Source organism: Pantoea sp. QMID4, from assembly GCF_030270445.1.
Classification (GTDB): Bacteria; Pseudomonadota; Gammaproteobacteria; order Enterobacterales; family Enterobacteriaceae; genus Pantoea; species Pantoea vagans.
Genome location: NZ_BSXL01000003.1, coordinates 39,023 through 63,828, shown reverse-complemented (window position 1 = coordinate 63,828; position 24,806 = coordinate 39,023). Strand labels below are relative to the sequence as shown.

General features: G+C 54.1%; 26 protein-coding genes, 4 tRNA genes and 1 pseudogene. 22 read left to right on the top strand and 9 right to left on the bottom strand.

The genetic code is table 11. The features are described 5' to 3' along the window. Positions 1 to 53: 53 nt before the first annotated feature. Both mltB and QSK07_RS07755 read left to right on the top strand, forming a co-directional pair. Positions 54 to 1,136 (top strand): lytic murein transglycosylase B, encoded by a 1,083-nt coding sequence (gene mltB / locus QSK07_RS07760; protein WP_285721276.1) that lies wholly within the window; start codon positions 54 to 56, stop codon positions 1,134 to 1,136. Between the two features lie 80 nt (positions 1,137 to 1,216). Then, positions 1,217 to 1,552 (top strand): zinc ribbon domain-containing protein YjdM, encoded by a 336-nt coding sequence (locus QSK07_RS07755; protein WP_285721275.1) that lies wholly within the window; start codon positions 1,217 to 1,219, stop codon positions 1,550 to 1,552. A 33-nt stretch (positions 1,553 to 1,585) separates the two neighbouring features. Here the strand turns inward: QSK07_RS07755 and QSK07_RS07750 are convergent. Continuing rightward, a pseudogene (locus tag QSK07_RS07750) lies at positions 1,586 to 1,864 on the bottom strand (dihydrodipicolinate synthase family protein); the annotation flags it as partial. A 224-nt stretch (positions 1,865 to 2,088) separates the two neighbouring features. On the opposite strand from QSK07_RS07750, the gene tam reads away from it, so the two are divergent. The 14 genes from tam (at position 2,089) to luxS (ending at position 13,254) form a co-directional block, all read left to right on the top strand. After that, entirely contained in the window at positions 2,089 to 2,865 is a 777-nt protein-coding gene (tam, locus tag QSK07_RS07745) for a trans-aconitate 2-methyltransferase (RefSeq protein ID WP_285721469.1), read from the top strand. Between the two features lie 105 nt (positions 2,866 to 2,970). Next, positions 2,971 to 3,465: a nicotinamide-nucleotide amidase gene (gene pncC, locus QSK07_RS07740; RefSeq protein ID WP_110330805.1), complete on the top strand. Its 495-nt coding sequence runs from the start codon at positions 2,971 to 2,973 to the stop codon at positions 3,463 to 3,465. A 95-nt stretch (positions 3,466 to 3,560) separates the two neighbouring features. Further along, positions 3,561 to 4,631, top strand: a complete 1,071-nt coding sequence (recA, locus tag QSK07_RS07735) for a recombinase RecA (protein ID WP_013358828.1) — start codon at positions 3,561 to 3,563, stop codon at positions 4,629 to 4,631. A 121-nt stretch (positions 4,632 to 4,752) separates the two neighbouring features. Further along, positions 4,753 to 5,271, top strand: coding sequence for a regulatory protein RecX (locus QSK07_RS07730; RefSeq protein WP_285721274.1), 519 nt, complete (start codon positions 4,753 to 4,755; stop codon positions 5,269 to 5,271). A gap of 133 nt (positions 5,272 to 5,404) precedes the next feature. Then, the gene (gene alaS, locus QSK07_RS07725) at positions 5,405 to 8,032 is read left to right on the top strand and encodes an alanine--tRNA ligase (protein WP_285721273.1); all 2,628 of its coding nucleotides are present in this window, start codon (positions 5,405 to 5,407) and stop codon (positions 8,030 to 8,032) included. 250 nt (positions 8,033 to 8,282) lie between these two features. Beyond that, positions 8,283 to 8,468, top strand: a complete 186-nt coding sequence (gene csrA / locus QSK07_RS07720) for a carbon storage regulator CsrA (protein WP_008927091.1) — start codon at positions 8,283 to 8,285, stop codon at positions 8,466 to 8,468. Positions 8,469 to 8,750: 282 nt separating this feature from the next. Then, positions 8,751 to 8,843 (top strand) — tRNA-Ser (locus QSK07_RS07715). Positions 8,844 to 8,851: 8 nt separating this feature from the next. Beyond that, positions 8,852 to 8,928 (top strand) — tRNA-Arg (locus QSK07_RS07710). Between the two features lie 212 nt (positions 8,929 to 9,140). Beyond that, a tRNA-Arg gene (locus tag QSK07_RS07705) sits at positions 9,141 to 9,217 on the top strand. Positions 9,218 to 9,423: 206 nt separating this feature from the next. After that, positions 9,424 to 9,500 (top strand) — tRNA-Arg (locus tag QSK07_RS07700). 457 nt (positions 9,501 to 9,957) lie between these two features. Continuing rightward, positions 9,958 to 10,524, top strand: coding sequence for a fructose-1-phosphate/6-phosphogluconate phosphatase (gene yqaB, locus QSK07_RS07695; protein ID WP_285721272.1), 567 nt, complete (start codon positions 9,958 to 9,960; stop codon positions 10,522 to 10,524). Then, on the top strand, positions 10,521 to 10,949 hold the full coding sequence (locus QSK07_RS07690; protein ID WP_098052536.1) for a YqaA family protein: 429 nt from the start codon (positions 10,521 to 10,523) through the stop codon (positions 10,947 to 10,949). Before yqaB ends, QSK07_RS07690 begins: the two co-directional genes overlap by 4 nt. 31 nt (positions 10,950 to 10,980) lie before the next feature. Continuing rightward, positions 10,981 to 12,588, top strand: a complete 1,608-nt coding sequence (gshA, locus tag QSK07_RS07685; RefSeq protein ID WP_098052537.1) for a glutamate--cysteine ligase — start codon at positions 10,981 to 10,983, stop codon at positions 12,586 to 12,588. A gap of 150 nt (positions 12,589 to 12,738) precedes the next feature. Beyond that, the gene (luxS, locus tag QSK07_RS07680) at positions 12,739 to 13,254 is read left to right on the top strand and encodes an S-ribosylhomocysteine lyase (RefSeq protein ID WP_003849049.1); all 516 of its coding nucleotides are present in this window, start codon (positions 12,739 to 12,741) and stop codon (positions 13,252 to 13,254) included. 61 nt (positions 13,255 to 13,315) lie between these two features. Here the strand turns inward: luxS and QSK07_RS07675 are convergent, their stop codons facing one another. Continuing rightward, positions 13,316 to 14,602 (bottom strand): HlyC/CorC family transporter, encoded by a 1,287-nt coding sequence (locus tag QSK07_RS07675; protein WP_013358821.1) that lies wholly within the window; start codon positions 14,600 to 14,602, stop codon positions 13,316 to 13,318. 15 nt (positions 14,603 to 14,617) lie between these two features. Next, positions 14,618 to 15,418 carry a cytochrome C assembly family protein gene (locus QSK07_RS07670; RefSeq protein ID WP_013358820.1) on the bottom strand — a complete coding sequence of 267 codons (801 nt, stop codon included), beginning with the start codon at positions 15,416 to 15,418 and terminating at the stop codon, positions 14,618 to 14,620. A gap of 165 nt (positions 15,419 to 15,583) precedes the next feature. Between QSK07_RS07670 and ffh the strand changes: the two genes are divergently transcribed. The 6 genes from ffh to QSK07_RS07640 all read left to right on the top strand — a co-directional run bounded on the left by ffh (position 15,584) and on the right by QSK07_RS07640 (position 19,683). After that, complete coding sequence (gene ffh, locus QSK07_RS07665; protein WP_195857729.1) at positions 15,584 to 16,945, top strand: signal recognition particle protein; 1,362 nt, start codon at positions 15,584 to 15,586, stop codon at positions 16,943 to 16,945. Between the two features lie 141 nt (positions 16,946 to 17,086). Then, a complete protein-coding gene (gene rpsP, locus QSK07_RS07660) occupies positions 17,087 to 17,335 on the top strand; it encodes a 30S ribosomal protein S16 (protein WP_003849041.1) in 249 nt (82 codons plus the stop codon). An 18-nt stretch (positions 17,336 to 17,353) separates the two neighbouring features. Continuing rightward, on the top strand, positions 17,354 to 17,902 hold the full coding sequence (gene rimM / locus QSK07_RS07655; protein ID WP_098052540.1) for a ribosome maturation factor RimM: 549 nt from the start codon (positions 17,354 to 17,356) through the stop codon (positions 17,900 to 17,902). Positions 17,903 to 17,937: 35 nt separating this feature from the next. Then, positions 17,938 to 18,702: a tRNA (guanosine(37)-N1)-methyltransferase TrmD gene (gene trmD, locus QSK07_RS07650; protein ID WP_050496505.1), complete on the top strand. Its 765-nt coding sequence runs from the start codon at positions 17,938 to 17,940 to the stop codon at positions 18,700 to 18,702. Positions 18,703 to 18,744: 42 nt separating this feature from the next. Further along, on the top strand, positions 18,745 to 19,092 hold the full coding sequence (gene rplS, locus QSK07_RS07645) for a 50S ribosomal protein L19 (protein WP_003849035.1): 348 nt from the start codon (positions 18,745 to 18,747) through the stop codon (positions 19,090 to 19,092). 168 nt (positions 19,093 to 19,260) lie between these two features. Then, a complete protein-coding gene (locus QSK07_RS07640) occupies positions 19,261 to 19,683 on the top strand; it encodes a hypothetical protein (RefSeq protein ID WP_285721271.1) in 423 nt (140 codons plus the stop codon). A gap of 61 nt (positions 19,684 to 19,744) precedes the next feature. On the opposite strand, the gene QSK07_RS07635 is transcribed toward QSK07_RS07640, so the two are convergent. From QSK07_RS07635 to QSK07_RS07610, 6 genes are all read right to left on the bottom strand, one after another. Continuing rightward, entirely contained in the window at positions 19,745 to 19,975 is a 231-nt protein-coding gene (locus QSK07_RS07635) for an ogr/Delta-like zinc finger family protein (RefSeq protein WP_260059901.1), read from the bottom strand. 70 nt (positions 19,976 to 20,045) lie between these two features. Further along, on the bottom strand, positions 20,046 to 21,146 hold the full coding sequence (locus tag QSK07_RS07630; RefSeq protein WP_285721270.1) for a phage late control D family protein: 1,101 nt from the start codon (positions 21,144 to 21,146) through the stop codon (positions 20,046 to 20,048). After that, positions 21,143 to 21,628 carry a phage tail protein gene (locus QSK07_RS07625; RefSeq protein WP_060680943.1) on the bottom strand — a complete coding sequence of 162 codons (486 nt, stop codon included), beginning with the start codon at positions 21,626 to 21,628 and terminating at the stop codon, positions 21,143 to 21,145. Before QSK07_RS07625 ends, QSK07_RS07630 begins: the two co-directional genes overlap by 4 nt. Beyond that, positions 21,625 to 24,330 (bottom strand): phage tail tape measure protein, encoded by a 2,706-nt coding sequence (locus QSK07_RS07620; RefSeq protein WP_285721269.1) that lies wholly within the window; start codon positions 24,328 to 24,330, stop codon positions 21,625 to 21,627. The genes QSK07_RS07625 and QSK07_RS07620 overlap by 4 nt, the downstream gene beginning before the upstream one ends. Beyond that, entirely contained in the window at positions 24,323 to 24,442 is a 120-nt protein-coding gene (locus tag QSK07_RS07615; RefSeq protein WP_033786692.1) for a GpE family phage tail protein, read from the bottom strand. The genes QSK07_RS07620 and QSK07_RS07615 overlap by 8 nt, the downstream gene beginning before the upstream one ends. A 14-nt stretch (positions 24,443 to 24,456) precedes the next feature. Then, the gene (locus tag QSK07_RS07610; RefSeq protein ID WP_137244587.1) at positions 24,457 to 24,765 is read right to left on the bottom strand and encodes a phage tail assembly protein; all 309 of its coding nucleotides are present in this window, start codon (positions 24,763 to 24,765) and stop codon (positions 24,457 to 24,459) included. Positions 24,766 to 24,806 lie beyond the last annotated feature (41 nt).

Genomic DNA, 24,806 nt, shown 5'->3' with positions numbered 1-24,806 from the left:
GCTGAACGACTACTATTACCGCATCTGAATTTACCCTCGTTTATGGATAACCGATGCGTCTTAAGCTAGCCCTTCTTGCGTTCATCCCGCTTCTGGCCTCCTGCAGCAGCAAACCTGACGTTCCGACCCAGCAGAAGATGCTGGCTGCGCCGCAGGGCGGTTTTTTACTGCAGCCGTCGCACAGCGGACAGGCGATGTTCGGCGACTTTGCCGGTAACCCGGCCGCAGAGCAGTTTATCGATAAGATGGTTGAAAAGCATGACTTCGACCGTGAGCAACTGCACAACATCATTGGTCAGGCTAAGCGACTGGATTATGTGCTGCGGCTGATGGATCGTCAGGCACCGAGCTATACGCCAGCGCCGGGCCCTAACGGGGCCTGGATCCGCTATCGCAACAAGTTCATTACGCCGGATAACGTGCAAAACGGCGTGGCGTTCTGGAACCAGTATCAGGATGCGCTGCAACGCGCGCAGCAGGTCTATGGCGTGCCGCCGGAGATTATTGTCGGCATCATTGGCGTGGAAACCCGCTGGGGCCGCGTGATGGGGAAAACGCGGATCCTGGATGCGCTTGCAACCTTATCGTTTAATTATCCGCGCCGTGCGGCGTACTTCAGCAGCGAGCTGGAAACCTTCCTGTTGATGTCGCGCAAAGAGCAGGATGACCCGCTGGCGCTGAAAGGCTCTTTCGCCGGAGCGATGGGCTATGGTCAGTTTATGCCTTCCTCTTACAATGATTATGCGGTTGATTTCAACGGCGACGGCCATGCAAACCTGTGGGATCCGGTGGATGCGATCGGCAGCGTGGCGCACTACTTCCAGAAGCATGGCTGGCGCAGCAGTGAAAATGTGGCGGTCCCGGCCAGCGGTCAGGCACCGATGCTGGAAGATGGCTTCAAAACCAATTACAGCGTGAGCATGCTGGCGGCGTCAGGCCTGTCACCGCAGGGCTCGCTGGACGGTAACAATCAGGTCAGTCTGCTGCGTCTTGATTCAGGCACCAGCTACCAGTACTGGTACGGTTTACCCAATTTCTATGTGATTACCCGCTACAACCACAGTACTCATTACGCGATGGCGGTATGGCAGCTGGGTGAGGCGGTGAGCAAGGCACGACAGGGCGGCCTGTTATAAAGGCTATCCTTGTTAACTGTAAGGTTATATGATGACGCTCTTTTTCAGGCCATACAGCCACTGATATCTCTGGAGTCGTTATGTCTTTACCTGCCTGCCCAGCCTGTCACGCCGATTACACATGGCAAGATGGCGAAAACCTCAACTGCCCCTCCTGCGGTCATATCTGGACCGAAGGAGAGGTTGACAGCAGCAACGGATCGCTGGAAGTGCGTGATGCCAACGGTAATCTGCTGGCAGATGGCGACAGCGTCACGGTGATCAAAGATCTTAAGGTGAAGGGCAGTTCCTCATCGCTGAAAATCGGCACCAAAGTGAAAAGCATTCGCCTGGTTGAAGGGGACCACAACATCGACTGTAAAATCGATGGTTTTGGACCGATGAAATTAAAATCTGAGTTCGTGAAAAAGAACTGAGATCCGGGGCGCAGGGATGTGCCCGCCTTTCTTTTAGCTGAACAGCCGATCAATTGCGGCGCACTGTTCCGCGTTCAGAGCATCACCGTAATTACGCGAGTTACTGCTCATCGAGTCATAGCGTCATGCCACGGCCGTTTTAATGGTGGTCACAAAATCATCGCCAATATTGTAAATCGCCATCAGCCGGCCGATCTGCCGCTGCAGACGCGTCAGCTCAGGCAGATTGCCCGTTCACCATGCCGCCATCATCTCTGCAAAGTACTCCGGCACAATATTATTCAGGCCTGAAATCATCCCGGCACTTCCTGCGCATTAAACGGGGTGACGGTAGGACACCAGACACCGGCAAAGGCTGATTTTTCGCGCATAATTGACTCCTGCTGCGAATGTTAAAAATGAAACAGTGTTTTAACGTAATGACTCCAGCCAGTCTCTGCCAGCACATGATTCAAAAGTGAGCAACGGGTCGCACTTTTTCGTTTTTCGTTCGTCTCAGTAAGCGGATGCTTCTGACAACTGAGCGAGAGGTGATGATGAAAGAGTGGGATCCCGTGCTGTATCGCAAATTTGAAGCGGAACGAACCCGTCCGACCCGCGAGCTGCTGGCGCGCATCAGCCTGGAACAGGTTGAGCAGGTGACCGATCTGGGCTGCGGACCCGGCAACAGCACCGAGCTGCTCGCCGATGCCTGGCCGCTGGCGCAGATTACCGGACTCGACAGTTCTGCGGCGATGCTAACTCAGGCGGGTGAACGCCTGCCGCACTGCCGCTTTATCAAGGCCGATATCCGCACATGGCAGGCGGATGCGCCGCAGCAGGTGATTTATGCCAACGCGTCTCTGCAATGGCTGGATAATCACGTCACGCTGTTTCCTCATCTGGTCAGTCAGCTGGCACCCGGTGGCGTGCTGGCGATCCAGATGCCTGATAACCTCAATGAGCCGTCGCACCAGCTGATGCGCGAGGTGGCGGCTACCGATCGCTGGTCGTCACGCATTAATGCCAGTGCCGCTGAACGTACACAGCTGCTTTCTACGGGCGAATATTATGATCTGCTGACCCAGGCCGGCTGTGAGGTGGATATCTGGCGAACCACCTATTATCACGTGATGGCCGACGCACAGGCGATTATCAGCTGGCTGCAGGCGACCGGCTTACGGCCTTTCCTGGCGATGCTGAATGAGTCTGAACAGACGGCTTTTCTGTCTGATTATCATCAGCGCTTACTTACCGCTTATCCGGCTCAGGCCGATGGTCAGGTTCTGCTCGCCTTCCCGCGACTTTTTATGGTGGCAGTGAAAAAAAGGTGAGGGCGCTGGAAAGCAGGCCGCAAAATCAGGGCAATAATGATATGAGCCCTTGAAAAAGTGGTTTTTCTGCACCACCTTCAACCCACGACCAAAGGGAGAGTCGAAATGGACGATCAGCAATTGCAGGCGTTAAGCGCGCAGATAGGTGAGAAGCTGAAGCAGCGTAATGCCACCGTAACCTGTGCGGAATCCTGCACTGGCGGCTGGATTGCCAAAGTCTTTACCGATATCAGCGGCAGCTCCGCCTGGTTCGAACGCGGTTTTGTCACCTACAGTAATGAGGCGAAACAGCAGCTGGTGGATGTTAAGGCCGACTCGCTGGCGCAGTATGGCGCGGTGAGTGATGCGGTGGTGCGTGAGATGGCGCTGGGTGCCCGCAAGGCTGCCCATGCTGACTACGCGATCTCCGTCAGCGGCATTGCCGGCCCGGATGGCGGCAGTGAAGAAAAACCGGTCGGCACGGTGTGGTTTGGCTTTGCCGGGCCGCAGGATAACGTATTGACTTTTCAGCAGCATTTTAGCGGCGATCGTGATGCCGTCCGCCGCCAGTCGGTGGCATGGGCTCTGCAGAAACTGTATGGCGAATTTCTGACAAATTAAACTTGATACTGTATGACTATACAGTATAATTGTCGGCAACAGAAAGAGTGCAGGCACCCTAAGTGCGTGTTTACCCGGCTTGATTAGGAGTTGAAATGGCGATTGATGAAAACAAACAGAAGGCTTTAGCTGCCGCGCTGGGCCAGATTGAGAAGCAATTTGGTAAAGGCTCCATCATGCGCTTGGGTGAAGACCGCTCAATGGATGTGGAAACCATCTCTACCGGTTCGCTCTCGCTGGATATCGCATTAGGTGCAGGCGGTCTGCCAATGGGCCGTATCGTTGAGATCTACGGACCCGAGTCTTCCGGTAAAACCACGCTGACCCTGCAGGTTATCGCATCTGCACAGCGTAAAGGCAAAACCTGTGCCTTTATCGATGCTGAGCATGCGCTTGATCCGGTTTACGCCAAGAAGCTGGGCGTAGATATTGAAAACCTGCTCTGTTCTCAGCCCGACACGGGTGAGCAGGCGCTGGAAATCTGTGATGCGCTGGCGCGCTCTGGTGCCGTTGATGTCATCATCGTCGACTCCGTTGCGGCGCTGACGCCGAAAGCGGAAATTGAAGGTGAAATCGGTGACTCACATATGGGCCTCGCGGCACGTATGATGAGCCAGGCGATGCGTAAACTGGCCGGTAACCTGAAGCAGTCCAATACGCTGCTGATCTTCATCAACCAGATCCGTATGAAAATTGGTGTGATGTTTGGTAACCCGGAAACCACTACCGGTGGTAACGCGCTGAAGTTCTATGCGTCTGTCCGTCTTGATATCCGCCGTATCGGTGCCATCAAAGAGGGCGATAACGTGGTGGGCAGTGAGACCCGCGTTAAGGTAGTGAAAAACAAAATCGCTGCGCCATTTAAACAGGCTGAATTCCAGATTATGTACGGCGAAGGTATCAATACCTTTGGTGAGCTGGTCGACCTGGGCGTGAAGCACAAGCTGATTGAAAAAGCGGGTGCATGGTACAGCTACAATGGCGACAAGATTGGTCAGGGTAAATCGAATGCCGGCAACTTCCTGAAAGAGAATGCTGCTGTGGCAAACGAAATTGATCTGAAGTTACGTGAGATGTTGCTCAACGGCGCGGATGAGAAACTCGCAGCAGCCGATAAGTCTGCTGAGAAAGAAGACGCGGCAAGTGAAGCGAACGAAGACTTCTGATTTATGATGCGGGAGGGGCAAAAGCCTCTCCCGCTGTTTTATCCCCCCTGATACCTTTCCTGCCTTCCCTCTGTCCTGTTCTGTCGCCATAATCTCCCTCTGTTTGTAGAAGGTGCGCAGTATGACTGAATCCTCTCAGCCCCAACCCAATGTTGTATCTTATTCTCGTCTGCTTGACCGTGCGATGCGCATTCTGGGTCAGCGCGATCACAGCCGTGCAGAGTTATCCCGTAAGCTGCAACAGTCAGCTCAGCGTGCCGCATGGGCGCAGAAAAAAGAGCCTGAAATTATCACTGAAGCGCTGCTGGAGCAGGTACTGGACTGGTGTCAGGAAAGCGGCTGGTTAAATGACGAGCGTTTCACCGATCGGTTTATTCAGAGCCGAAGCCGTAAAGGTTTTGGGTCGCAGCGCGTACGGCTTGAACTGGCCCAGAAAGGCATTGATCGTGAAGCCATTGATATTGCGATGGAAGAGACGGATGTTGACTGGGCAGCCTGCGCTGCACAGCTGGCTGAACGAAAATTCGGACATCCGCTGCCCACAGAGTGGAAAGAGAAAGCGAAAGTACTACGCTATCTGCAGTCAAAGGGCTTTCAGACCGACGATATCCAGTCTGTTTTCAGAAATTTTGATGACTAAAAGCCGATGTAATTTTACTTCCCACTGAAGAAAATTTATCTTATTCCCACTTTTTGTTCCGCTAATCAGGCACCACGAGAATGTGGCCGCGCCGATCAGAGGGAACGTTCGTTAGCGTGATTCCAGGACATTTATGAGCAAGAGCACTGCTGAGATCCGTCAGGCGTTTCTCGACTTTTTTCATAGCAAGGGACATGAGGTTGTAACCAGCAGCTCCCTCGTACCGAATAACGATCCAACGTTGTTGTTTACCAACGCCGGGATGAACCAGTTTAAAGATGTGTTCCTCGGTCAGGACAAACGTGATTACACACGTGCGACCACGTCACAGCGCTGCGTTCGCGCAGGCGGTAAACACAACGATCTTGAAAACGTCGGCTACACCGCGCGTCACCACACCTTCTTTGAAATGCTGGGTAACTTCAGCTTTGGTGACTACTTCAAGAGAGAGGCGATTGGTTTTGCCTGGGAACTGCTGACGAGCGAGCAGTGGTTCAGCCTGCCGAAAGAGCGTCTGTGGGTGACGGTCTATGAAACCGATGATGAAGCCTACAATATCTGGGCGGATGAAATCGGCGTGCCACGTGAGCGCATCATCCGCATCGGCGACAATAAGGGCAGCGCGTACGCGTCAGATAACTTCTGGCAGATGGGCGATACCGGTCCTTGTGGTCCATGCAGTGAAATTTTCTACGATCATGGCGATCACATCTGGGGTGGCCCGCCAGGCAGCCCGGAAGAAGATGGTGACCGTTATATTGAGATCTGGAACATCGTCTTTATGCAGTTCAACCGTCAGGCTGACGGCACTATGCTGCCGCTGCCAAAACCGTCGGTTGATACCGGTATGGGCCTTGAGCGTATTTCTGCCGTTCTGCAACACGTCAACTCCAACTATGAAATCGACCTGTTCCAGAAACTGATTCAGGCTGTGGCACGGGTTACCGGCGCAACCGATCTGAGTAATAAATCGCTGCGCGTGATTGCCGACCATATCCGCTCCTGTGCTTTCCTGATTGCCGATGGTGTGATTCCATCGAATGAGAACCGTGGCTATGTGCTGCGTCGTATCATTCGTCGTGCCGTACGTCATGGCAACATGCTGGGCGCCAAAGAGGCCTTCTTCTATAAGCTGGTTGCGCCACTGGTTGAAGTCATGGGTGCTGCGGGCGAAGAATTACAGCGCCAGCAGGCTCAGGTTGAGCAGGTGCTGAAAAGCGAAGAGGATCAGTTTGCCAGAACGCTGGAGCGTGGACTGGCGCTGCTGGACGAAGAGCTGGAAAAACTGCAGGGCGACACGCTGGATGGCGAAATCGTCTTCCGTCTTTACGATACCTTTGGCTTCCCGGCTGATTTAACGGCTGACGTCTGCCGCGAACGCAACCTGAAAATCGATGAAGCCGGCTTTGAGCAGGCGATGGAACAGCAGCGTCAGCGCGCACGTGAAGCAAGTGGCTTCGGCGCTGACTACAGCAACGTTATCCGCATTGATGCCGCCTCTTCCTTCAAAGGTTACGACCAGCTTGATTTGGCTGCCACGGTGAAAGCGCTCTACGTTGCGGGCGAGGCAGTTGATGAAGTGACCGCAGGTCAGGATGCCGTAGTCGTGCTGGATGAAACCCCATTCTATGGCGAATCCGGTGGTCAGGTCGGCGATACCGGTCTGCTGAAAGGGAAGAATGCTGAATTTAGCGTCCAGGATACACAAAAATATGGTCAGGCAATCGGTCATGTCGGTAAGCTGACCGCAGGGCAGTTGCGTATCGGCGATCGCCTTGAGGCCCAGGTTGATGCGGCACGTCGTGCGCGCATTCGTCTTAACCATTCTGCGACCCACTTATTGCATGCCGCATTGCGTCAGGTTTTAGGTGAGCATGTGGCGCAGAAAGGCTCGCTGGTTAATGACAAATACCTGCGTTTCGACTTCTCGCATTTCGAAGCGATGAAACCTCAGGAGATTCGTCAGGTCGAAGATATTGTCAATGCGCAGATTCGTCGCAACCTGCCGGTTGAAACTGAAGTGATGGATCTTGAAGCAGCGAAGTCTAAGGGTGCAATGGCACTGTTTGGCGAGAAATATGATCAGCGCGTACGCGTTCTGACCATGGGTGATTTCTCGGTTGAGCTGTGCGGGGGTACGCATGCTGCGCGCACCGGTGATATCGGCTTGTTCCGTATTCAGGCTGAATCAGGAACGGCAGCCGGTATCCGTCGTATCGAAGCGATTACCGGTGAAGGGGCGCTGGCACAGGTCAATGCGCAGAGCAGCCAGCTGCAGGATATTGCGCAGCTGGTAAAAGCAAACAGCAGCAACCTGAACGAGAAGGTGCGAGGTCTGGTCGATCACGTGCGTGCTCTCGAGAAAGAGTTGCAGCAACTGCGCGATCAGCAGGCCGCGCAGGAGAGCGCCTCACTGAGCAGCAATGCCATCGATGTTAAGGGTGTGAAACTGCTGGTCAGTGAACTCAGCAATGTTGAGCCTAAAATGTTGCGTACCATGGTTGATGATCTTAAGAATCAGCTGGGATCGGCGATTATTGTGCTGGCGACAGTTGCTGAAGGTAAGGTGTCGCTGATTGCGGGTGTGACCAAAGATCTGACTGACCGTGTTAAGGCGGGTGAGTTGATTGCCGGTCTGGCACAGCAGGTTGGCGGGAAGGGCGGTGGTCGTCCTGATATGGCACAAGCTGGTGGTACTGATGCTGAGGCGCTGAAAGGCGCTCTGGCAGGGGTCGAGAGCTGGGTTAACAGCCGCCTGTAATGTAAATAGAGCAAGGCATTGTCTGAAGCGTCAGAACCCCGGTTCCGGCGCTTTTTAATACGATGCTAAAGCAACAAATGACAAAGTCAGGTTGATGTAGTGTATTTCGGCTAAACTAACTATCAGCAGAATGTATTGGCGCATCGATGTGCATTGGTGTATTTCTCATAGTCAATGTGCAGCGTTAAATGATGGATAATGCCGGGAGCCTGTACAAGCCCGACTCTTTTAATCTTTCAAGGAGCAAAGAATGCTTATTCTAACTCGTCGAGTTGGTGAAACCCTCATGATTGGTGATGAGGTAACTGTAACGGTGCTGGGTGTTAAGGGTAACCAGGTTCGCATAGGGGTTAACGCGCCGAAAGAAGTGTCTGTGCATCGCGAAGAGATCTATCAACGCATCCAGGCTGAAAAAACGCAACAAACCAGCGTTTAACGGATTCAGCGTCTCGCACCTGTGCGAGGCGCTACCGCTTTCTGAAAAAATCCTGCCTTTTCTTTTCTGCTTTCTCTTCCTTGTTTCGTTAATGACATCATCTTTCATTGTTGATAATTCACTCTTTTTGTCGCCATTTTGTCCCGATTGTGTGTGATTTGCTCAATCAAACAAAGTTTCGGAAAAATTGTTTGACTTAAAAGTCCGGGAAAGTAATATGTGCGCCACGCAGTGCCGATGAGCAGAAACAAGTTCAGACGCACGGTTCGAAAGAAAGCGTAAGGTGAGGTGGCCGAGAGGCTGAAGGCGCTCCCCTGCTAAGGGAGTATACGGTCAAAAGCTGTATCGAGGGTTCGAATCCCTCCCTCACCGCCATTTTCGATGCATCCATAGCTCAGCTGGATAGAGTACTCGGCTACGAACCGAGCGGTCGGAGGTTCGAATCCTCCTGGATGCACCATATTTTCGAATATGGAGAAGTGCCTCGGTGTGACATGACGCATTCGCGTTCAGGCCGCACTAAGGAGGATAACGTTGCATCAGCAACGGCCCGCAGCGCGAAGCGCATGCTGAGTAATCCTCCTGGATGCACCATCGAAAAAACAATGCGAATTAGCAATTCCTTTCATGGTGAGTAGTTAGCACCCTGCGCTGTACAAGAATCAGATTTATGCATCCATAGCTCAGCTGGATAGAGTACTCGGCTACGAACCGAGCGGTCGGAGGTTCGAATCCTCCTGGATGCACCATATTTTCAAATATGGCGAAGTGCCTCGGTGTGACATGACGTGAATAGCGTTCAGTCCGCACTAAGGAGGATAACGTTGCTTTAGCAACGGCCTGCAGGGCGAAGCGAAAGCTGAGTAATCCTCCTGGATGCACCATTCTTTGTAACATCCTCAGGTTGGTTTCTGTAATTCCATTAAAAGTTGCACCTCAAAAGATAGACCCCAATGCATCCATAGCTCAGCTGGATAGAGTACTCGGCTACGAACCGAGCGGTCGGAGGTTCGAATCCTCCTGGATGCACCATCCTTATTATCTCAAAAATCCTCAATGTATCATGGCGTGATCATCGCGAAGACCTCACTAAACACTTTACTGCCGAATCAGTAACCGCCCGTGACCCAACACTAAGCAGGTTTACAGAACTCTCCCCAGCTGTTCCTCTCTGGCTCTACCCGTACTGTTTTCCTGCTTAACCCACCTCACTGATTCATCATTCTGACTTAAGCGAATTACAGCGCCTGTTTCACGCGTCAGCACTCTCTGTTTTGCTGCTCACGCCCGTCCGCCGCCGCCTGTCTGCCAAAATAATGTAAAAAAACGCTGCAAATTCGTACGGTTATCCCTGGCCGCGCACGATCACCTTTATCTGAAAACAAAAATTGTTAATGCTTTCAAAGCATTTGCTGTTCATCCCTCCTGGCGACAACCTGTCCACATTAGGCTAAAGTAATGTCTCATTTGGTGAATGTCCGGAGTGACAATGTACGATCAATATGACGCCCTGATTTTCGATATGGACGGCACGATTCTTGATACTGAGCCGACACATCGAAAAGCGTGGCGTCAGGTACTGGCGCGTTATGGATTAACGCTGGATGAAGCTCGTATTATCGACTTCAATGGCGCTCCCGCGTGGCGTCTGGCGCAGTTCATCATTGAATCCAATCAGTCGTCACTCGACCCTCATCTTCTTGCCGCAGAAAAAACGGCTGCTGTGAGAGCGATGCTACTGGAAAACGTCAGGCCACTGCCATTAATGGAGGTGGTAAAAGCGTATCACGGGCGTCGTCCGATGGCGGTGGGTACCGGAAGCGAACACAGCATGGCAGAGGCGTTACTGACGCAGCTGGGCGTGCGTGAGCTCTTCTCAGCAGTTGTCGGCGCTGACGACGTTCAGCGTCATAAACCTGAGCCTGAAACCTTCTTACGCTGCGCTGAGCTGCTGGGTGTGGCGCCGACACGTTGTGTGGTGTTCGAGGATGCGGACTTTGGAATTCAGGCCGCGAAGGCGGCAGGCATGGACGTGGTGGATGTCCGCTTACTGTGAGTGACGTTCTCGCCTATGCATCAATGTTCGGCAGCAGTTTTCTGAGTGCGACGCTCCTGCCAGGAAGTTCCGAAGCACTGCTGATAGCACTATTGATAGCAAAAAAGACATCGGTTTACGGGTTGCTTTTGGCCGCATCACTGGGAAACACCTTGGGCGGCTTAACCAACATTCTTATTGGTCGCTTGCTGCCGCTAAAACGTCAGGGGCGATGGCATGACACAGCAATGACGTGGTTGCACCGACTGGGACCTGCAGCACTGTTATTCAGCTGGCTGCCGGTGATAGGTGATTTGCTCTGCGTTCTCGCAGGCTGGTTACGTTTCGCCTGGCTACCTGCGATGCTGTTTCTCGCCGTCGGCAAAACACTGCGTTATATCGTTATCGCGACTGCCACATTACAGGGTATGCAATGGTGGCATTGATTCGCACAGATTCGAGGCTACGGTTAACATTATGCTGAACAAAAATAAATTATTAACACAGCGGGGGGGTAATGTGATCCCGGACGTATCTAAAGCGCTCTCCTGGCTGGAAGCGCATCCCAATGCTCTGAAAGGTATTGGCCGTGGCATCGAGCGTGAAACGCTGCGTGTACAGGAAAATGGCGATCTGGCAAAAACCGGCCACCCTGAATCTCTGGGCTCGGCGCTGAAGCATGACTGGATCACCACTGATTTTGCCGAAACGTTGCTGGAATTCATCACGCCAGTGGATCACAGCATCGATCATATGCTGGCTTTCCTGCGCGATATCCATCGTCACGTTGCCCGTGAACTGGGTGATGAACGCATGTGGCCCTTCAGTATGCCGTGCGAGATTGACGACGCGGACAATATTGAGCTGGCGCAATATGGCACCTCCAATATCGGTAAGATGAAGACGCTCTACCGCGAAGGGCTGAAAAACCGCTATGGCGCGTTGATGCAGACCATCTCCGGCATTCACTATAACTTCTCGCTGCCGCTTTCATTCTGGCAGGAGTGGGCTGACGTAAAAGATCAGGAAAGCGGAAAAGAGACCATCTCAGCGGGCTACCTGCGGCTGATCCGCAACTATTATCGCTTCGGCTGGGTAATCCCGTATCTGTTTGGCGCATCGCCGGCTATCAGCTCCAGCTTCCTGCAGGGCCGTGAGAGCGCGCTACCGTTCGAAACCAATGACAAAGATACAATGTGGCTGCCGTACGCCACCTCGTTGCGTCTTAGCGATTTAGGCTACACCAATAAATCGCAGAGCTCACTGGGCATCACGTTTAACTCACTGGAAGGTTATGTCACCGCGCTGAAGAATGCGATCAGGACGCCATCCGAAGAGTATGCGGCGATGGGCACCAAAGATGCCGACGGTAACTGGCTGCAGCTCAACACCAACGTATTGCAGATTGAGAATGAGCTTTATGCGCCCATCCGCCCTAAGCGTGTGACGCGTTCGGGTGAGGCGCCTTCGGATGCGCTGCTACGTGGCGGCATTGAATACATTGAAGTGCGCTCGCTGGATATCAACCCATTCTCTGCCATCGGCGTTGATGAGAATCAGGTGCGCTTCCTCGACCTGTTCCTGATTTGGTGTACCCTGGCGGATGCGCCGGAAATGAGTGCCGATGAGTTGCAGTGCACCCGCAAAAACTGGAACCGGGTGGTGCTGGAAGGGCGTAAACCGGATCAGAAAATTGCTGTGGGCTGTGGAGATGCAGAGCATTCGCTGGTGGAAGTAGGCAAGACTCTGTTTGCCGATCTGCGTCGCGTTGCTGAAGTCTTGGACAGCAATAATCAGGACAGCACGGAATATCAGCAGGTTTGCGATCAACTGGTAGCATCATTCGACGATCCTGAGCTAACCTATTCGGCGCGCATCCTTCAGGCAATGAAGGACAATGGTGTCACCGGGACGGGCGTGGCGCTGGCTGAACAGTACCGCCATCTGCTCTGCGAAGAGCCGCTGGAAGTGCTGACAGAAGACGATTTCACGCGTCAGGCGCAGGAATCTGTTGCTGCACAGCAACAGCTGGAAGCGAATGATAAGCTGGATTTTGAAGCGTATCTGGCAAGCCGGGAAGGGTAGAAAAGAAAAAGGCCACATCAATGTGGCCAAATTAACATCTCTGTTGTCAGGGATGATGATAACAAATGCGCGTCTTTCATATATTCAGACGTTGGGCGAACAGAAAAGTTTCATCGTTTTAAAAAAAATTCTCAGAACAGGAGGTGACGTATGCCACTACTGGACAGTTTTACCGTTGATCACACCATCATGGGCGCACCGGCAGTACGCGTTGCAAAAACCATGAAGACTCCGCATGGCGATACGATTACCGTCTTTGACCTGCGCTTTTGTCGCCCGAACATTGATATCCTCACTGAACGTGGCATTCATACGCTGGAGCATCTCTTTGCCGGATTCATGCGTGACCACCTGAATGGTGACGGTGTGGAAATCGTCGATATCTCGCCGATGGGTTGCCGCACCGGCTTCTACATGAGCCTGATTGGTACGCCAGACGAGCAGCGCGTTGCGAAAGCGTGGAAAGGGGCGATGGAAGATGTTCTGAAAGTGAAAGATCAGAACCAGATCCCTGAGCTGAATGAATACCAGTGTGGCAGCTACAAACTGCACTCACTGGACGAAGCGCAGCAGATTGCCCGCAATGTGCTGGCGCATGAGATCGGCGTTAACCGCAACGACGATCTGAAGCTGCCTGCTGAAAAGCTGAAAGAACTGCACATCTAGTCAGGGCTTCTCTGCTAAAAAAAACGCCGCATCCTGTCGATGGCGGCGTTTTTTTATGGCTTCAGGAACCGACCGATTTTTTCAGGGGCGTCTTTGGCGTGATGCGCACCTGTTTGATCATGTTGTCCTGCACGTCCAGAATATCGACGTTGTAATGGCCGATCTGAACCCGGGTGGCAATGGCGGGGATCTCTTCCAGCGCTTCCAGCAGCATGCCGTTGATGGTGCGGGCTTCCTGCTCTGGCAACTGCCAGTTAAATGCCTTGTTGATTTCACGCACGTTAGCACTGCCTTCAATCAGCACCGATCCATCATTCTGCGGCATTACTTCTTCTGCCAGCGACGGTGACATGGAGGTGGTAAAGTCACCAACAATCTCCTCCAGAATGTCCTCAATCGTCACCAGCCCTTTGATGTCGCCATATTCATCCACCACCACGCCCGCCTTCTCTTTATTGCGCTGAAACTTTACCAGCTGGGTGTTAAGCGGTGTACCTTCCGGGATGTAGTAAATCTCATCGGCGGCGCGCAGCAGCGTCTCTTTGGTGAACTCTTTTTTCTCCGTCATCATGCGCCATGCTTCGCGTACCCGCAGCATACCGACGCAGTCATCCAGCGAATCCCGGAACAGCACGATGCGGCCGTGAGGCGAGTGACTCAACTGACGTACGACCGACTTCCAGTCATCGTTGATGTTGATGCCGACGATCTCATTACGCGGCACCATGATGTCATCAACGCTGACTTTCTCCAGGTCGAGCACAGAGAGCAGCATGTCCTGGTTCCGGCGTGACATCAGGCTACGCGACTCATAGACGATGGTACGTAACTCCTCTTTGCTCAGTGCAGAGTTAATGGCACCGTCAGCGCGGATACCCGCTATCCTCATCAGCAGTCGGGTAATGGTGTTGAGCAGCCAGACCAGCGGCAGCATGATGTATTGCAGCGGGACCAGTAGCAGGCTGCTGGGAAAGGCGACGCGCTCGGGATAGAGCGCCGCTACGGTTTTTGGCAGCACTTCAGCAAAGACCAGCACCACAAAGGTCAGGATGCCGGTCGCAATTGCGACGCCTTCATCACCGTGAATACGCATGCCCACGATGGTGGCGAGGGCGGAGGCCAGAATATTGACCAGGTTGTTACCGATTAAAACCAGACTGAGCAGCCGGTCAGGACGACGTAGTAGCTTCTCTACACGGCGTGCGGCGCGATTACCGTTTTTTGCCTGATGGCGCAGCTTATAGCGGTTAAGCGTCATCATTCCGGTTTCCGACCCGGCAAACCAGGCGGAAACCAGAACCATGACGCAGAGAATAATAATCAGCGTGGTGGTTGAAACATTCTCCAACGCAGAACTTCCTTTTTAACGAGAGGTGGGGACAAGCAGATGCTGCAGGATGCGACTGCCGAAGTAAGCCATGGTTAACAGCACCGCACCGCTGCAGTTAAACCAGACGACGCGGCGACCACGCCAGCCTTCATGATAGTGCCCCCAGAGCAAAACGATATAAACAAACCACGCAATGATGGAGAGAACGGCTTTATCGACGTTTTCTGCGCTGAAGAGATCCTGCATATAAAACAGACCGGTGCAGAGCACCAGCGTCAGCAGCACGACGCCGACCTGGGTAATGTGAAACATCTTACGTTCGATGGTCAGCAGCGGCGGCATATCCTGGGTAAATGCCAGTCGCTTGTTTTTCAGCTGGTAATCAATCCACGCCAGCTGCAGCGCATAGAGCGCGGCAATAATCAGCGTCGCATAGGCAAAAAGCGACAGACCGATATGGATCATCATGCCTGGCGTGGTTTCCAGATGGGTAATGAACGCATTGGGGACGAAGGTGGCGAAGGCCAGATTAATCAGCGCGAAGCTGTAGACAATCGGCAGCAGCAGCCAGCCACGGTTACGTGACGCCACAATGGTCATGATGGCGCAGATCAACAGGCTCACGAGTGAGCCAATGTTGAGCAGGCTTAAATTCTGTCCGCTATCAACCGCAAATATGCGTTGCTGCAGGGCGACTGCGTGTGTCACCAGCGCCACACAGGCAGAAAACATCGCCATTCGCCGCCAGCCGCCGTTACGTTTCAACAGGCTGGGAATGATAAGGGCAAGACTTAAGGAGTAGGCGAATAGCGCCACTATCGCGAAAACGAACATAGATCCTTTCAGGTCAGTCAGATAAGGAAAAAGGCAGTATAGCGCCAGCCGAAGCAGGCTCCAAACGATCTGAGGGGCAATTGCAGAGATCGCCGAGGCTTCGTGTTATAATCCGCCGCATTCTGCCGATCAGGCACCTCGCGATCTTTTTTTTAGTGAGAGACCATGTTTGATAATTTAACCGATCGTTTGTCGCAAACCCTGCGAAATATCAGCGGCCGCGGAAGGCTGACTGAAGAGAACATCAAAGAGACCCTGCGTGAAGTGCGCATGGCGCTGCTTGAAGCTGACGTTGCACTGCCAGTGGTGCGTGACTTCATCAACCGTGTGAAAGAGAGCGCGGTCGGCCATGATGTGAATAAAAGCCTGACGCCAGGTCAGGAGTTCATCAAAATCGTTCGTAACGAGCTGGTTGCGGCGATGGGTGCAGAGAACAACGCACTCGACCTGGCGGCTCAGCCACCAGCCGTAGTCCTGATGGCGGGCCTGCAGGGTGCCGGTAAAACCACCAGCGTCGCTAAGCTGGGTAAGTTCCTGCGTGAGAAGCACAAAAAGAAAGTTTTAGTGGTTTCTGCCGACGTCTATCGTCCGGCGGCAATCAAACAGCTGGAAACGCTGGCACAGCAGGTTGGCGTGGATTTCTGTCCGTCCGATCTCAGTCAGAAGCCGGTCGACATCGTCAACAATGCGCTGCGTGAAGCCCGCCTTAAGTTCTACGATGTGCTGCTGGTGGATACCGCCGGTCGTCTGCACGTTGACGAAGCGATGATGGACGAAATCAAACAGGTTCATACCGCAATTAAGCCGGTAGAAACGCTGTTTGTGGTCGATGCCATGACCGGTCAGGATGCCGCAAATACGGCGAAGGCCTTTAATGAAGCGCTGCCGCTGACCGGGGTTATCCTGACCAAGGTCGACGGTGATGCCCGCGGTGGTGCAGCGCTGTCAATTCGCCATATCACCGGCAAGCCGATTAAATTCATGGGTGTCGGTGAAAAAACCGAAGCGCTTGAACCATTCTATCCCGACCGTATTGCGTCACGTATCCTTGGCATGGGTGACGTGCTGTCACTGATCGAAGATATCGAAAGCAAGGTTGACCGCGACCAGGCGGAGAAACTGGCTAAGAAGCTGAAAACCGGCGACGGTTTTGATCTCAATGACTTCCTTGAGCAGCTGAAGCAGATGCGCAACATGGGCGGCATGGCCAGCCTGATGGGCAAACTGCCGGGTATGGGACAGTTACCTGACAATGTGAAATCGCAGATGGATGACAAAGTGCTGGTACGTATGGAAGCCATCATCAACTCGATGACACGAAAAGAGCGTGAGAAACCAGAAATTATCAAAGGCTCGCGCAAGCGCCGCATCGCAACCGGCTCCGGAATGCAGGTGCAGGACGTTAACCGCTTATTGAAGCAGTTCGACGACATGCAGCGTATGATGAAGAAAATGAAGAAAGGCGGTATGGCGAAAATGATGCGCGGCATGAAGGGTATGATGCCACCAGGATTCCCCGGCCGCTAAGCGTTCCACAAAAAAGCCCGGAAAGGCACGGTTTAGGTTGCTTTTTTCGCCAAAATGAGTAAAATTTTCGGGCTTTTTATACAGCACCCGGACCCCGTTCCTCGATGGGGGCCGGGTGTTTTATTAACTGAAGAGGATGTTATGGTAACAATTCGTTTGGCACGTCACGGCGCTAAAAAGCGTCCGTTCTATCAGGTCGTCGTTACTGACAGCCGCAATGCACGCAACGGTCGTTTCATCGAGCGCGTTGGTTTCTTCAACCCGATCGCATCTGGTCAGGCTGAAGGTCTGCGTCTGGATCTGGACCGTATCGAGCACTGGGTTGGCCAGGGCGCAACACTCTCTGATCGCGTTAACGCGCTGGTCAAAGAAGCTAAGAAAGCAGCTTAATCTGTCACGGTGGTGAGCATGAGCAGACAACTTGCCGCACAGCCTCCTGTTAACCCGATTGTATTGGGTAAGATGGGAGCCGCCTACGGTATTCGCGGCTGGCTCAAAGTGTTTTCCTCCACTGAAGACGCTGAAAGCATCTTCAACTACCAACCCTGGTTCATCCAGCGCGCCGGTAAATGGCAGCAGGTCGAACTGGAAGGTTGGAAGCACCACAATCAGGACCTGATCATCAAAGTCAAAGGCATTGACGATCGGGATGCGGCGGCTCAGTTAACCAATTGCGAAATTCAGGTTGACTCGACGCAGTTGCCATCGCTGGAAGAGGGCGACTACTACTGGAAAGACCTTATGGGCTGCAAGGTGGTTAACCTCGAAGGTTACGAGATGGGTAAAGTCATCGATATGATGGAAACCGGCTCGAACGACGTACTCGTCGTTAAGGCAAACCTGAAAGATGCATTCGGTGCTCAGGAGCGGTTAATTCCGTTTCTTGATGAACAGGTTATCAGGAAAGTCGATCTCTCTACTGGCGTCATTGAGGTAGATTGGGATCCTGGTTTTTGATCTCCGAATCGAACGGTAACGTAACGGCGAATACAATGTGGATTGGTGTTATCAGCCTGTTTCCAGAAATGTTTCGCGCTATTACCGATTACGGGGTAACTGGCCGGGCTGTAAAAAACGGTCTGCTCAGCATTCAGAGCTGGAGTCCTCGTGACTTCACGCACGACCGGCACCGTACCGTGGATGATCGTCCTTACGGCGGCGGACCGGGAATGCTGATGATGGTACAACCCTTACGGGATGCCATCTCCGCAGCGAAAGCAGCGGCAGGTGATGGCGCCAGAGTGATATATCTTTCACCTCAGGGTCGTAAACTGGACCAACAGGGCGTTTGCGAACTGGCGGCACGGGACAAGTTAATTCTGGTCTGTGGCCGCTATGAAGGAATTGATGAGCGTGTAATTCATTCCGAAATTGATGAAGAATGGTCAATCGGTGATTACGTTCTCAGTGGCGGGGAACTGCCAGCAATGACGATGATTGACGCAGTTGCCCGGTTTATTCCAGGCGTACTCGGCAAGCAGGCGTCAGCCGATGAGGATTCGTTCTCTGACGGTTTGCTGGATTGTCCGCACTATACCCGTCCTGAAGTGTTAGACGGCGTGGAAGTCCCGGCAGTATTACTGTCAGGTAACCATGCTGATATTCGCCGCTGGCGTCTGAAACAGTCGCTAGGCCGTACCTGGCTGAGAAGACCTGAACTTCTGGAAAACCTGGCTCTGACTGAAGAGCAAGCAAGGTTGCTGAATGAGTTCCAGCGGGAATCTCGGCAGCAACAAAACGATGATGTGGAAGAGTGATCTTCCCCGACTATCAGTTTACCCAGGATATGAGATTTAATTATGAGCAACATTATCAAGCAAATTGAACAAGAGCAGATGAAACAGGACGTACCTTCCTTCCGCCCGGGTGATTCTGTGGAAGTGAAAGTATGGGTCGTTGAAGGTTCTAAAAAACGTCTGCAGGCATTCGAGGGCGTGGTTATCGCTATTCGTAACCGCGGTCTGCACTCTGCATTCACTGTTCGCAAAATTTCTAACGGCGAAGGCGTTGAGCGTGTATTCCAGACTCATTCACCTGTCATTGACAGCATCGCTGTTAAACGTCGTGGCGCTGTGCGTAAAGCCAAACTGTACTACCTGCGTGAGCGTACTGGTAAGTCTGCTCGTATTAAAGAGCGTCTTAACTAAGGTATCGCTAACGCGACATCTGAAAGTTAATAGCAAACAAGGGGTTGGCGTGATGCCAGCCCCTTTTTTTATGGCCTTGTCCACGGATTGGCTACGCAGATTTTTTTTGCGGTCAGTTGTGGTCATAATCGTTGTGATTACTGCGACTCAAACGTGAAGGAATACCCAATGAAAAAGTTTTGCATCTGTCTTGCTGGTTTGACTCTTGGGGCTTCAGCTTATGCTGCTAAACCTGACCAGATCCCTGCACCTCTCTTACACAGCCTCAAGCAGCTAAATCTTTCCCGACCACCATCCCTTGTTAATGGCACTTTATACGTCTCGTATAATTTCAAAAAAATAGAGTTACTGCAGGCACGTAGTTTGGTTGACACGGTTTGCTTCGCTTACTACGGAGATAATCCACCTAAACGTTCGTGGAAAGCTGGGGTAATAAAAGATATTACGGTCACCAACGATTCAGTTACGCAGGGCTTTACATATGAGGATGGGGACAAAAGCTGTGAACAGATGGCAAGCATGAATACTGAAGAGGGTGTTGCTTTTATGGATGATCGTCTGGCTGCTGCAACTTTTAAACCCACATTCTAATGACCAAACAAAAAAGGGCACTGAATAATCAGTGCCCTCAATCTGGCGTATTACAAGAATTTTAAAGCCATAAATTGCCCTGTGTTTGAGCAGCTCTTATGCGCGTTGGATGTGGTGGGGCAGGGTTGATTTTTCCAGGGCACATAATTATGTCAGTAACAGTTTCTAAGGATTTGAAGGTACAACCGCAGTTGATGTTCTGGCACTGGTTGTAACGTTCTTTTGTGTTCTCTGAAAGCACAACACTACTGCGCGTGTGGGCTGCATGGGAACACTTTGGACAGTTCATCATTTCAGATACTTCCTCTTGAAATTTTCAGCAAATATTAACGATTTAGCGATCAATTGAATAGCTAAATCTACTATTGCATACTTAATTCATCGATTTTTACTTCCAGTTCTAAGCTTGTAGTAAATCCGCTGTCCGCGCTCAGGCTGTGCGTCAGCGTTGTGATGATCCATTCCCCGGCATCTACCTGCTGTTTGAAGCCGCTGACCTTCACCGGCATTTCCGTGTATAGCTCCGCGCGCCCCTTTGCCAGCTGAATAGAAAACGTTGCAGCACCGCGCTGCAGGCGTTCCCACTGCATTTTGGCAGCACGCTCTGCGTTGCCCCGGTTTGCGTAAGTGCGGCTCAGTACCAGCACGTTTTCATCCGTGCCGATCAGGTAATCACCCTGCTTTGCCTCCGGCTCTTTCTTCTTCGCCGTGGTTTTACGTCGCCTGCGCTTCACCTTCGCTACAGGCTTCTTTGCCGGTTCGCGGGTGTGTAGCCAGCTGGCGATTACGCCGGTGTAAGAGTCGCGGTCTGCCAGGCTGAAGCGGTGGCTGTCGCCGTCCCTGCGCTGAAGGGTGATCACCGGCAGCGCCTTACCGCTTGCCGTCTTCGCTTGTCCCTGGCGGATAAACAGCAGATTGCCGTCCTTGACGCAGGCCACTGCGCCGCACTGTTTAGCCAGGCGCATCAGAAAGCTGGCGTCTGATTCGTTGGTCTGGTCAAGGTGGTCAATTTCTGCGGCCGCCATGTCCTCACCCATCGCCGCCTTCAGTTTGTGCCGCCCGGCCATGTCCCGGACAATTTCGCCTGCGGTAGTTTTGTGCCAGGACTTCTCCCGCTTCGTGTTCAGCGTCTGCCGGAAGTCCGCGCTGCGCGCCCTCAGCGTCAGGCGGTCAGGTGTGCCGCTGTGCTCGATTTCGTCAACCACATAGCTGCCTTTCGGAAAAAGCGCCTCTCCCTGCCAGCCCAGCGACAGCGACAGCACGACGCCACGTCGCGGCAGCTGCAGCTGGCCGTCTGCGTCGTCCAGCTCGATGTCCAGCTGGTCCGCATCAAACCCCCGGTTGTCAGTGAGCGTCAGGCTCAGCAGGCGCTTTTCCAGCTTCTGCGTGATGTCTGCGCCGTCCATTGTCAGCCGAAACGCCGGTGAGTTCTGCTGGCCGTTAATCCACGGGCTGGTCATCATGAAAATAATCCTCCCGCTGCGGCGCTCACCTTACCGGCGGCGGTGGCGGCTGCGCCCTGCATGGCAGACAGCTGATCGCTGAGGCTGCCAAACATCTCGCCCAGCGATTCATCGGTGCGCTTCAGCGTCAGCGTGAATTCAATGCGGCGGCACACACCGCTGCTGAAGAACTCCGCCTTGGTCTGGCTCAGGCTTTCAATCACGAACATGCCGTAAATCGTCCCGCTGCCCTCGATAAGCGGCCACGCGCGGCCCAGCTCCGCAATCTGCTCCAGCGCGAACAGCGACAACCTGCCGCCGGTAATCTCCGGCAGCAGCACGCCGGAAAGCGTCAGCGTGTCGTTGTCCGGGCCTAAGAACTGCAGCGATGGCCTCACGCCCACGCGGCTGTTTGACGGGAAACGCCAGCTGCGCTGATACTGCAGCTCCTGATAGGGCACCGTCCTCAGCATGAAAACAAATAAGCCCAGCGTCATCATCATTCCTCAAATCCTCCCCTGTCCCGGTAACTGCTGCGGGCGCGGGCCTGCGCCTGCCGCTCTTTTGCCTCAAGCCTGCGCATCACCTCATCAACCAGATCCTGCTGGCTCTGCCCCGGCTGCTGCACGATGGTGAAGGAGGCGTGAATCTGCGGCGCAGCTCCCTGTGTAGCGCTGCCGCTCATGCGTGGTGTTTCCTGCCGGTAATCCTGAACCGGCAGGCTGAGCGGGTGCAGCGGCTTCGCCTCCGCCGTCGCTCCGGCACCGCCCAGCGTCAGTGCAGCCAGTGCTGCCAGCCGTGCAGTGCTCCGGCGGCTGGTCACGTTCGCCGGACCGCTGACCAGTTCCGGCCCGTTTTCACCGGCAACACCGAACTGCCCGGACGGAATAAAGCCGCCGCTGTCGTACATGCCCGCAAATCCGGGGAACCCGCCCGGCGGCAGGGATACACCGCCGCCCGTTTTTACTGTCGCCGGTCGCGGCAGCTGCGGCCCGCCGGTCTTATCACCGCCCGGCTTCAGAAAGTCCGGCAGGTAGTCGGTCAGGGACGACAGCTTGTTTTTAATCGCATCCCATTTCTGGCTGATGCCCGCCATCAGGCCGTCAATCATCTGTGAACCTGCTTCCTGAAAACGCGCGGGCAGCGCCTTCGCGTCGGCGACAATCTCCCCCCACTTTGTGCTGATGTAGGTGCGGATCGCGGTCCAGATACTGCTGACCTTTGTGCTGATAGCGTCCCAGATGGCGGCAAGTTTCGGTCCCAGCGTGTCCCAGTTCTGCCAGATAAGCAGCGCCCCGGCGGCAATCAGCCCGATAACGGCCAGAATCGGGTTTGCCATCATCAGCCGTCCCAGCCACAGCACGCCGTTACCCACGAAGCCGATGGCACTTTTAATCAGCCCAAAGGCGCTGAATGCTTTTATCCCCAGCACGTTAAAGCTGAACCTGAGCAAAGCAAGCGGTCCAAAAAAAGCCGCGAGGCTCACCAGAAAAGCCCCGGCACCCAGCACAAGTAATGAGAGAACAGCGGCAGTCTTCACCAGCGTTCCAGCCAGCTCCTTGTTATTTTCCACCCAGCGACGGGTCACGCCGGTGACTTTCTTCACCATGTTCATGATGTCCATCAGAGGCGTGCGCAGCGAATCGCCCAGGCCGCTCATGGTGTTGGAAACGCCGGTTTTGGTCAGCATCCACTGTGCAGAAAGCGAGTCTTTATTGATGTCCGACTCTTTCTGCATGGAGCCTTTCGCCCCGTCGCCCTGCGTCAGCTGCAGCTGACGCCTCAGCTCCGGCATGTTGTTAGCGAGTTTGGCCGCATCCTTGCCGTACTCCTTGCCGAAAACCATCGTCATAGCCGTCAGGCGTTTGTCTTTCGGCAGGTTGTTGACCTTTTCCAGCACGCGCTGGATGGTGCCCATGGCGTCCGTGGTCATCTGCTTTTCAATCTTCGCCGGGTCCAGTTTCAGCAGATCCATGCCGTCCATAAACCGGTCGCTCTGCATGGTGGCTACGGACAGCTCGCGCACCATGGCGTTCGCTGCACTGGCGGCGGTTTCCGACGTCGCCCCCAGGCTGAGGAATGTCGAACCAAGCGCGGCCGCTTTGCGGTAGTCCAGCCTGTCAGCCACGCCGCCCATGCGCTGCAGCACGTCGATGATGTCTGAACCTTTGGACATGGCGTTATCGTCCAGGTAGTTCAGCGCGTCGCCCAGCTGCTCGATGTTGCGCGTAGGGATCTTGTACAGCTGCGCAATCTTGCCCAGCCCTTCGGCCAGCTCACCGGCAGGCAGCTCAAACGCGGTCGACGCCTTCGCCGCCGTGGTGGCAAAGGCCATCAGGTCGCGTTTCTGGTCCTCATAGGAGTCGTTCTGGTTCGTCACGCCCATGCGCGCGCCGCCCTCAACCAGCGCGGCGTAGTCAATCGCGCCGTTTTCCATCGGCAGCTGCTCACTGGCGGCCTTGACGGCGGCCTGCATGTCATAGAACTGTTTTGTGCGGTTTCCTTTGTCGTCGCGCAGCCCGTTAACCTGCTTTGCCACGCCTTTCATGGCGTCTTCCATTGCCGCTGAAGATTTCACGGCGGCCAGTACCGGCGCACCCATTGCCAGCCCGGCGGCAGACGTTGCCGCTCCCGCACCGGCCACGCGATCGCGCACCTCAAGCGATCGGGAATATCGCTCACGTACCGCGCTCAGCTTTGCCTGCCGTTCTCCCAGCTTTTTAAGCGACTGCTGTTGCCGGTCAATGGCGGCGCGCGCCTCGTCAGACTGACTTTTAAGTTCGCGCTGTGCCTGGCTCAGTTTCTTCGTGTCGATACCGGCAGCGCCCAGCGCCTCACGCTGACGCTGCACCGACAGGCGCAGCCCGTTGTAAGTCTGCTGCAGCTGGCTGGCGCGGTTTTTTGCCTGCTCCAGCACGCGGGCCTGTGCAGCTGTGGGCCTGTTTGTTTCCGTAAACTGCACGGCCAGCCGGGCCGCTTCTTCGCGGGCGGCTTTAAGGTTATTCGCGGTGATGGCAAGCTGTGAGCGGGTCTTGCGAAAGCCGTCGATACGCCCGGCCTGTGCGTCCAGCTCTTTAAGGGTGTTGCGGGTGCCTCGCAGCGTGCCAGCCAGCTCCCGTGTGCTGTCGCGGGCGCTGCGGAAGGGGCGCGTCAGCTTATCGACTGCGCCCAGCACGACCTGCAAACGCAGATTTTTATCACTCATCGCTGGCCCTGTGTCGCAGGATTGCTTTGTGCCGCCACTCCAGAACTTCCGTCAGCGTCATGGACTCGGTAACGGAGGGCGGCCAGTGAAAGACGGTAGCGATATCCGCCACCAGATCGTCTACCGTCAGGCCGTCGCTAAATCCGACAGGACCGACTTCTTCAGCAAAAAAGTGACCACCTCTACAGACAGGCTCACCAGATCGGCGGGGTCCATTTCGTTGATTTCCGCCGTGGTCAGGGCCGGGGTGGTGATACGCGGCAGCACGGTGATCAGTGCGTTCACGTCCATGTCCAGCAGCGCCTGCAGGCGGGTGCCGCGCAGCGCACCGGACTGCGGCTTGCGCACGGTGACGGAGGTGATTTCGGTTTTGCCGCGCAGGATCGGGGTATCCAGCTCGACGACTTTTTCATTTGGAGCGGTTTTATCAGTCATGATGCTTTTCCGTTAAAAATAGAGATAAGCGGCAGGCGCGC

Excerpts from the sequence above, each read along its gene's own strand:
- mltB (WP_285721276.1), top strand. The coding sequence starts at position 54 with ATGCGTCTTAAGCTAGCCCTTCTTGCGTTCATCCCGCTTCTGGCCTCC.
- QSK07_RS07755 (WP_285721275.1), top strand. The coding sequence starts at position 1,217 with ATGTCTTTACCTGCCTGCCCAGCCTGTCACGCCGATTACACATGGCAA.
- tam (WP_285721469.1), top strand. The coding sequence starts at position 2,089 with ATGAAAGAGTGGGATCCCGTGCTGTATCGCAAATTTGAAGCGGAACGA.
- pncC (WP_110330805.1), top strand. The coding sequence starts at position 2,971 with ATGGACGATCAGCAATTGCAGGCGTTAAGCGCGCAGATAGGTGAGAAG.
- recA (WP_013358828.1), top strand. The coding sequence starts at position 3,561 with ATGGCGATTGATGAAAACAAACAGAAGGCTTTAGCTGCCGCGCTGGGC.
- QSK07_RS07730 (WP_285721274.1), top strand. The coding sequence starts at position 4,753 with ATGACTGAATCCTCTCAGCCCCAACCCAATGTTGTATCTTATTCTCGT.
- alaS (WP_285721273.1), top strand. The coding sequence starts at position 5,405 with ATGAGCAAGAGCACTGCTGAGATCCGTCAGGCGTTTCTCGACTTTTTT.
- csrA (WP_008927091.1), top strand. The coding sequence starts at position 8,283 with ATGCTTATTCTAACTCGTCGAGTTGGTGAAACCCTCATGATTGGTGAT.
- yqaB (WP_285721272.1), top strand. The coding sequence starts at position 9,958 with ATGTACGATCAATATGACGCCCTGATTTTCGATATGGACGGCACGATT.
- gshA (WP_098052537.1), top strand. The coding sequence starts at position 10,981 with ATGCTGAACAAAAATAAATTATTAACACAGCGGGGGGGTAATGTGATC.
- luxS (WP_003849049.1), top strand. The coding sequence starts at position 12,739 with ATGCCACTACTGGACAGTTTTACCGTTGATCACACCATCATGGGCGCA.
- QSK07_RS07670 (WP_013358820.1), bottom strand. The coding sequence starts at position 15,418 with ATGTTCGTTTTCGCGATAGTGGCGCTATTCGCCTACTCCTTAAGTCTT.
- ffh (WP_195857729.1), top strand. The coding sequence starts at position 15,584 with ATGTTTGATAATTTAACCGATCGTTTGTCGCAAACCCTGCGAAATATC.
- rpsP (WP_003849041.1), top strand. The coding sequence starts at position 17,087 with ATGGTAACAATTCGTTTGGCACGTCACGGCGCTAAAAAGCGTCCGTTC.
- rimM (WP_098052540.1), top strand. The coding sequence starts at position 17,354 with ATGAGCAGACAACTTGCCGCACAGCCTCCTGTTAACCCGATTGTATTG.
- trmD (WP_050496505.1), top strand. The coding sequence starts at position 17,938 with ATGTGGATTGGTGTTATCAGCCTGTTTCCAGAAATGTTTCGCGCTATT.
- rplS (WP_003849035.1), top strand. The coding sequence starts at position 18,745 with ATGAGCAACATTATCAAGCAAATTGAACAAGAGCAGATGAAACAGGAC.
- QSK07_RS07640 (WP_285721271.1), top strand. The coding sequence starts at position 19,261 with ATGAAAAAGTTTTGCATCTGTCTTGCTGGTTTGACTCTTGGGGCTTCA.
- QSK07_RS07635 (WP_260059901.1), bottom strand. The coding sequence starts at position 19,975 with ATGATGAACTGTCCAAAGTGTTCCCATGCAGCCCACACGCGCAGTAGT.
- QSK07_RS07630 (WP_285721270.1), bottom strand. The coding sequence starts at position 21,146 with ATGATGACCAGCCCGTGGATTAACGGCCAGCAGAACTCACCGGCGTTT.
- QSK07_RS07625 (WP_060680943.1), bottom strand. The coding sequence starts at position 21,628 with ATGATGATGACGCTGGGCTTATTTGTTTTCATGCTGAGGACGGTGCCC.
- QSK07_RS07620 (WP_285721269.1), bottom strand. The coding sequence starts at position 24,330 with ATGAGTGATAAAAATCTGCGTTTGCAGGTCGTGCTGGGCGCAGTCGAT.
- QSK07_RS07610 (WP_137244587.1), bottom strand. The coding sequence starts at position 24,765 with ATGACTGATAAAACCGCTCCAAATGAAAAAGTCGTCGAGCTGGATACC.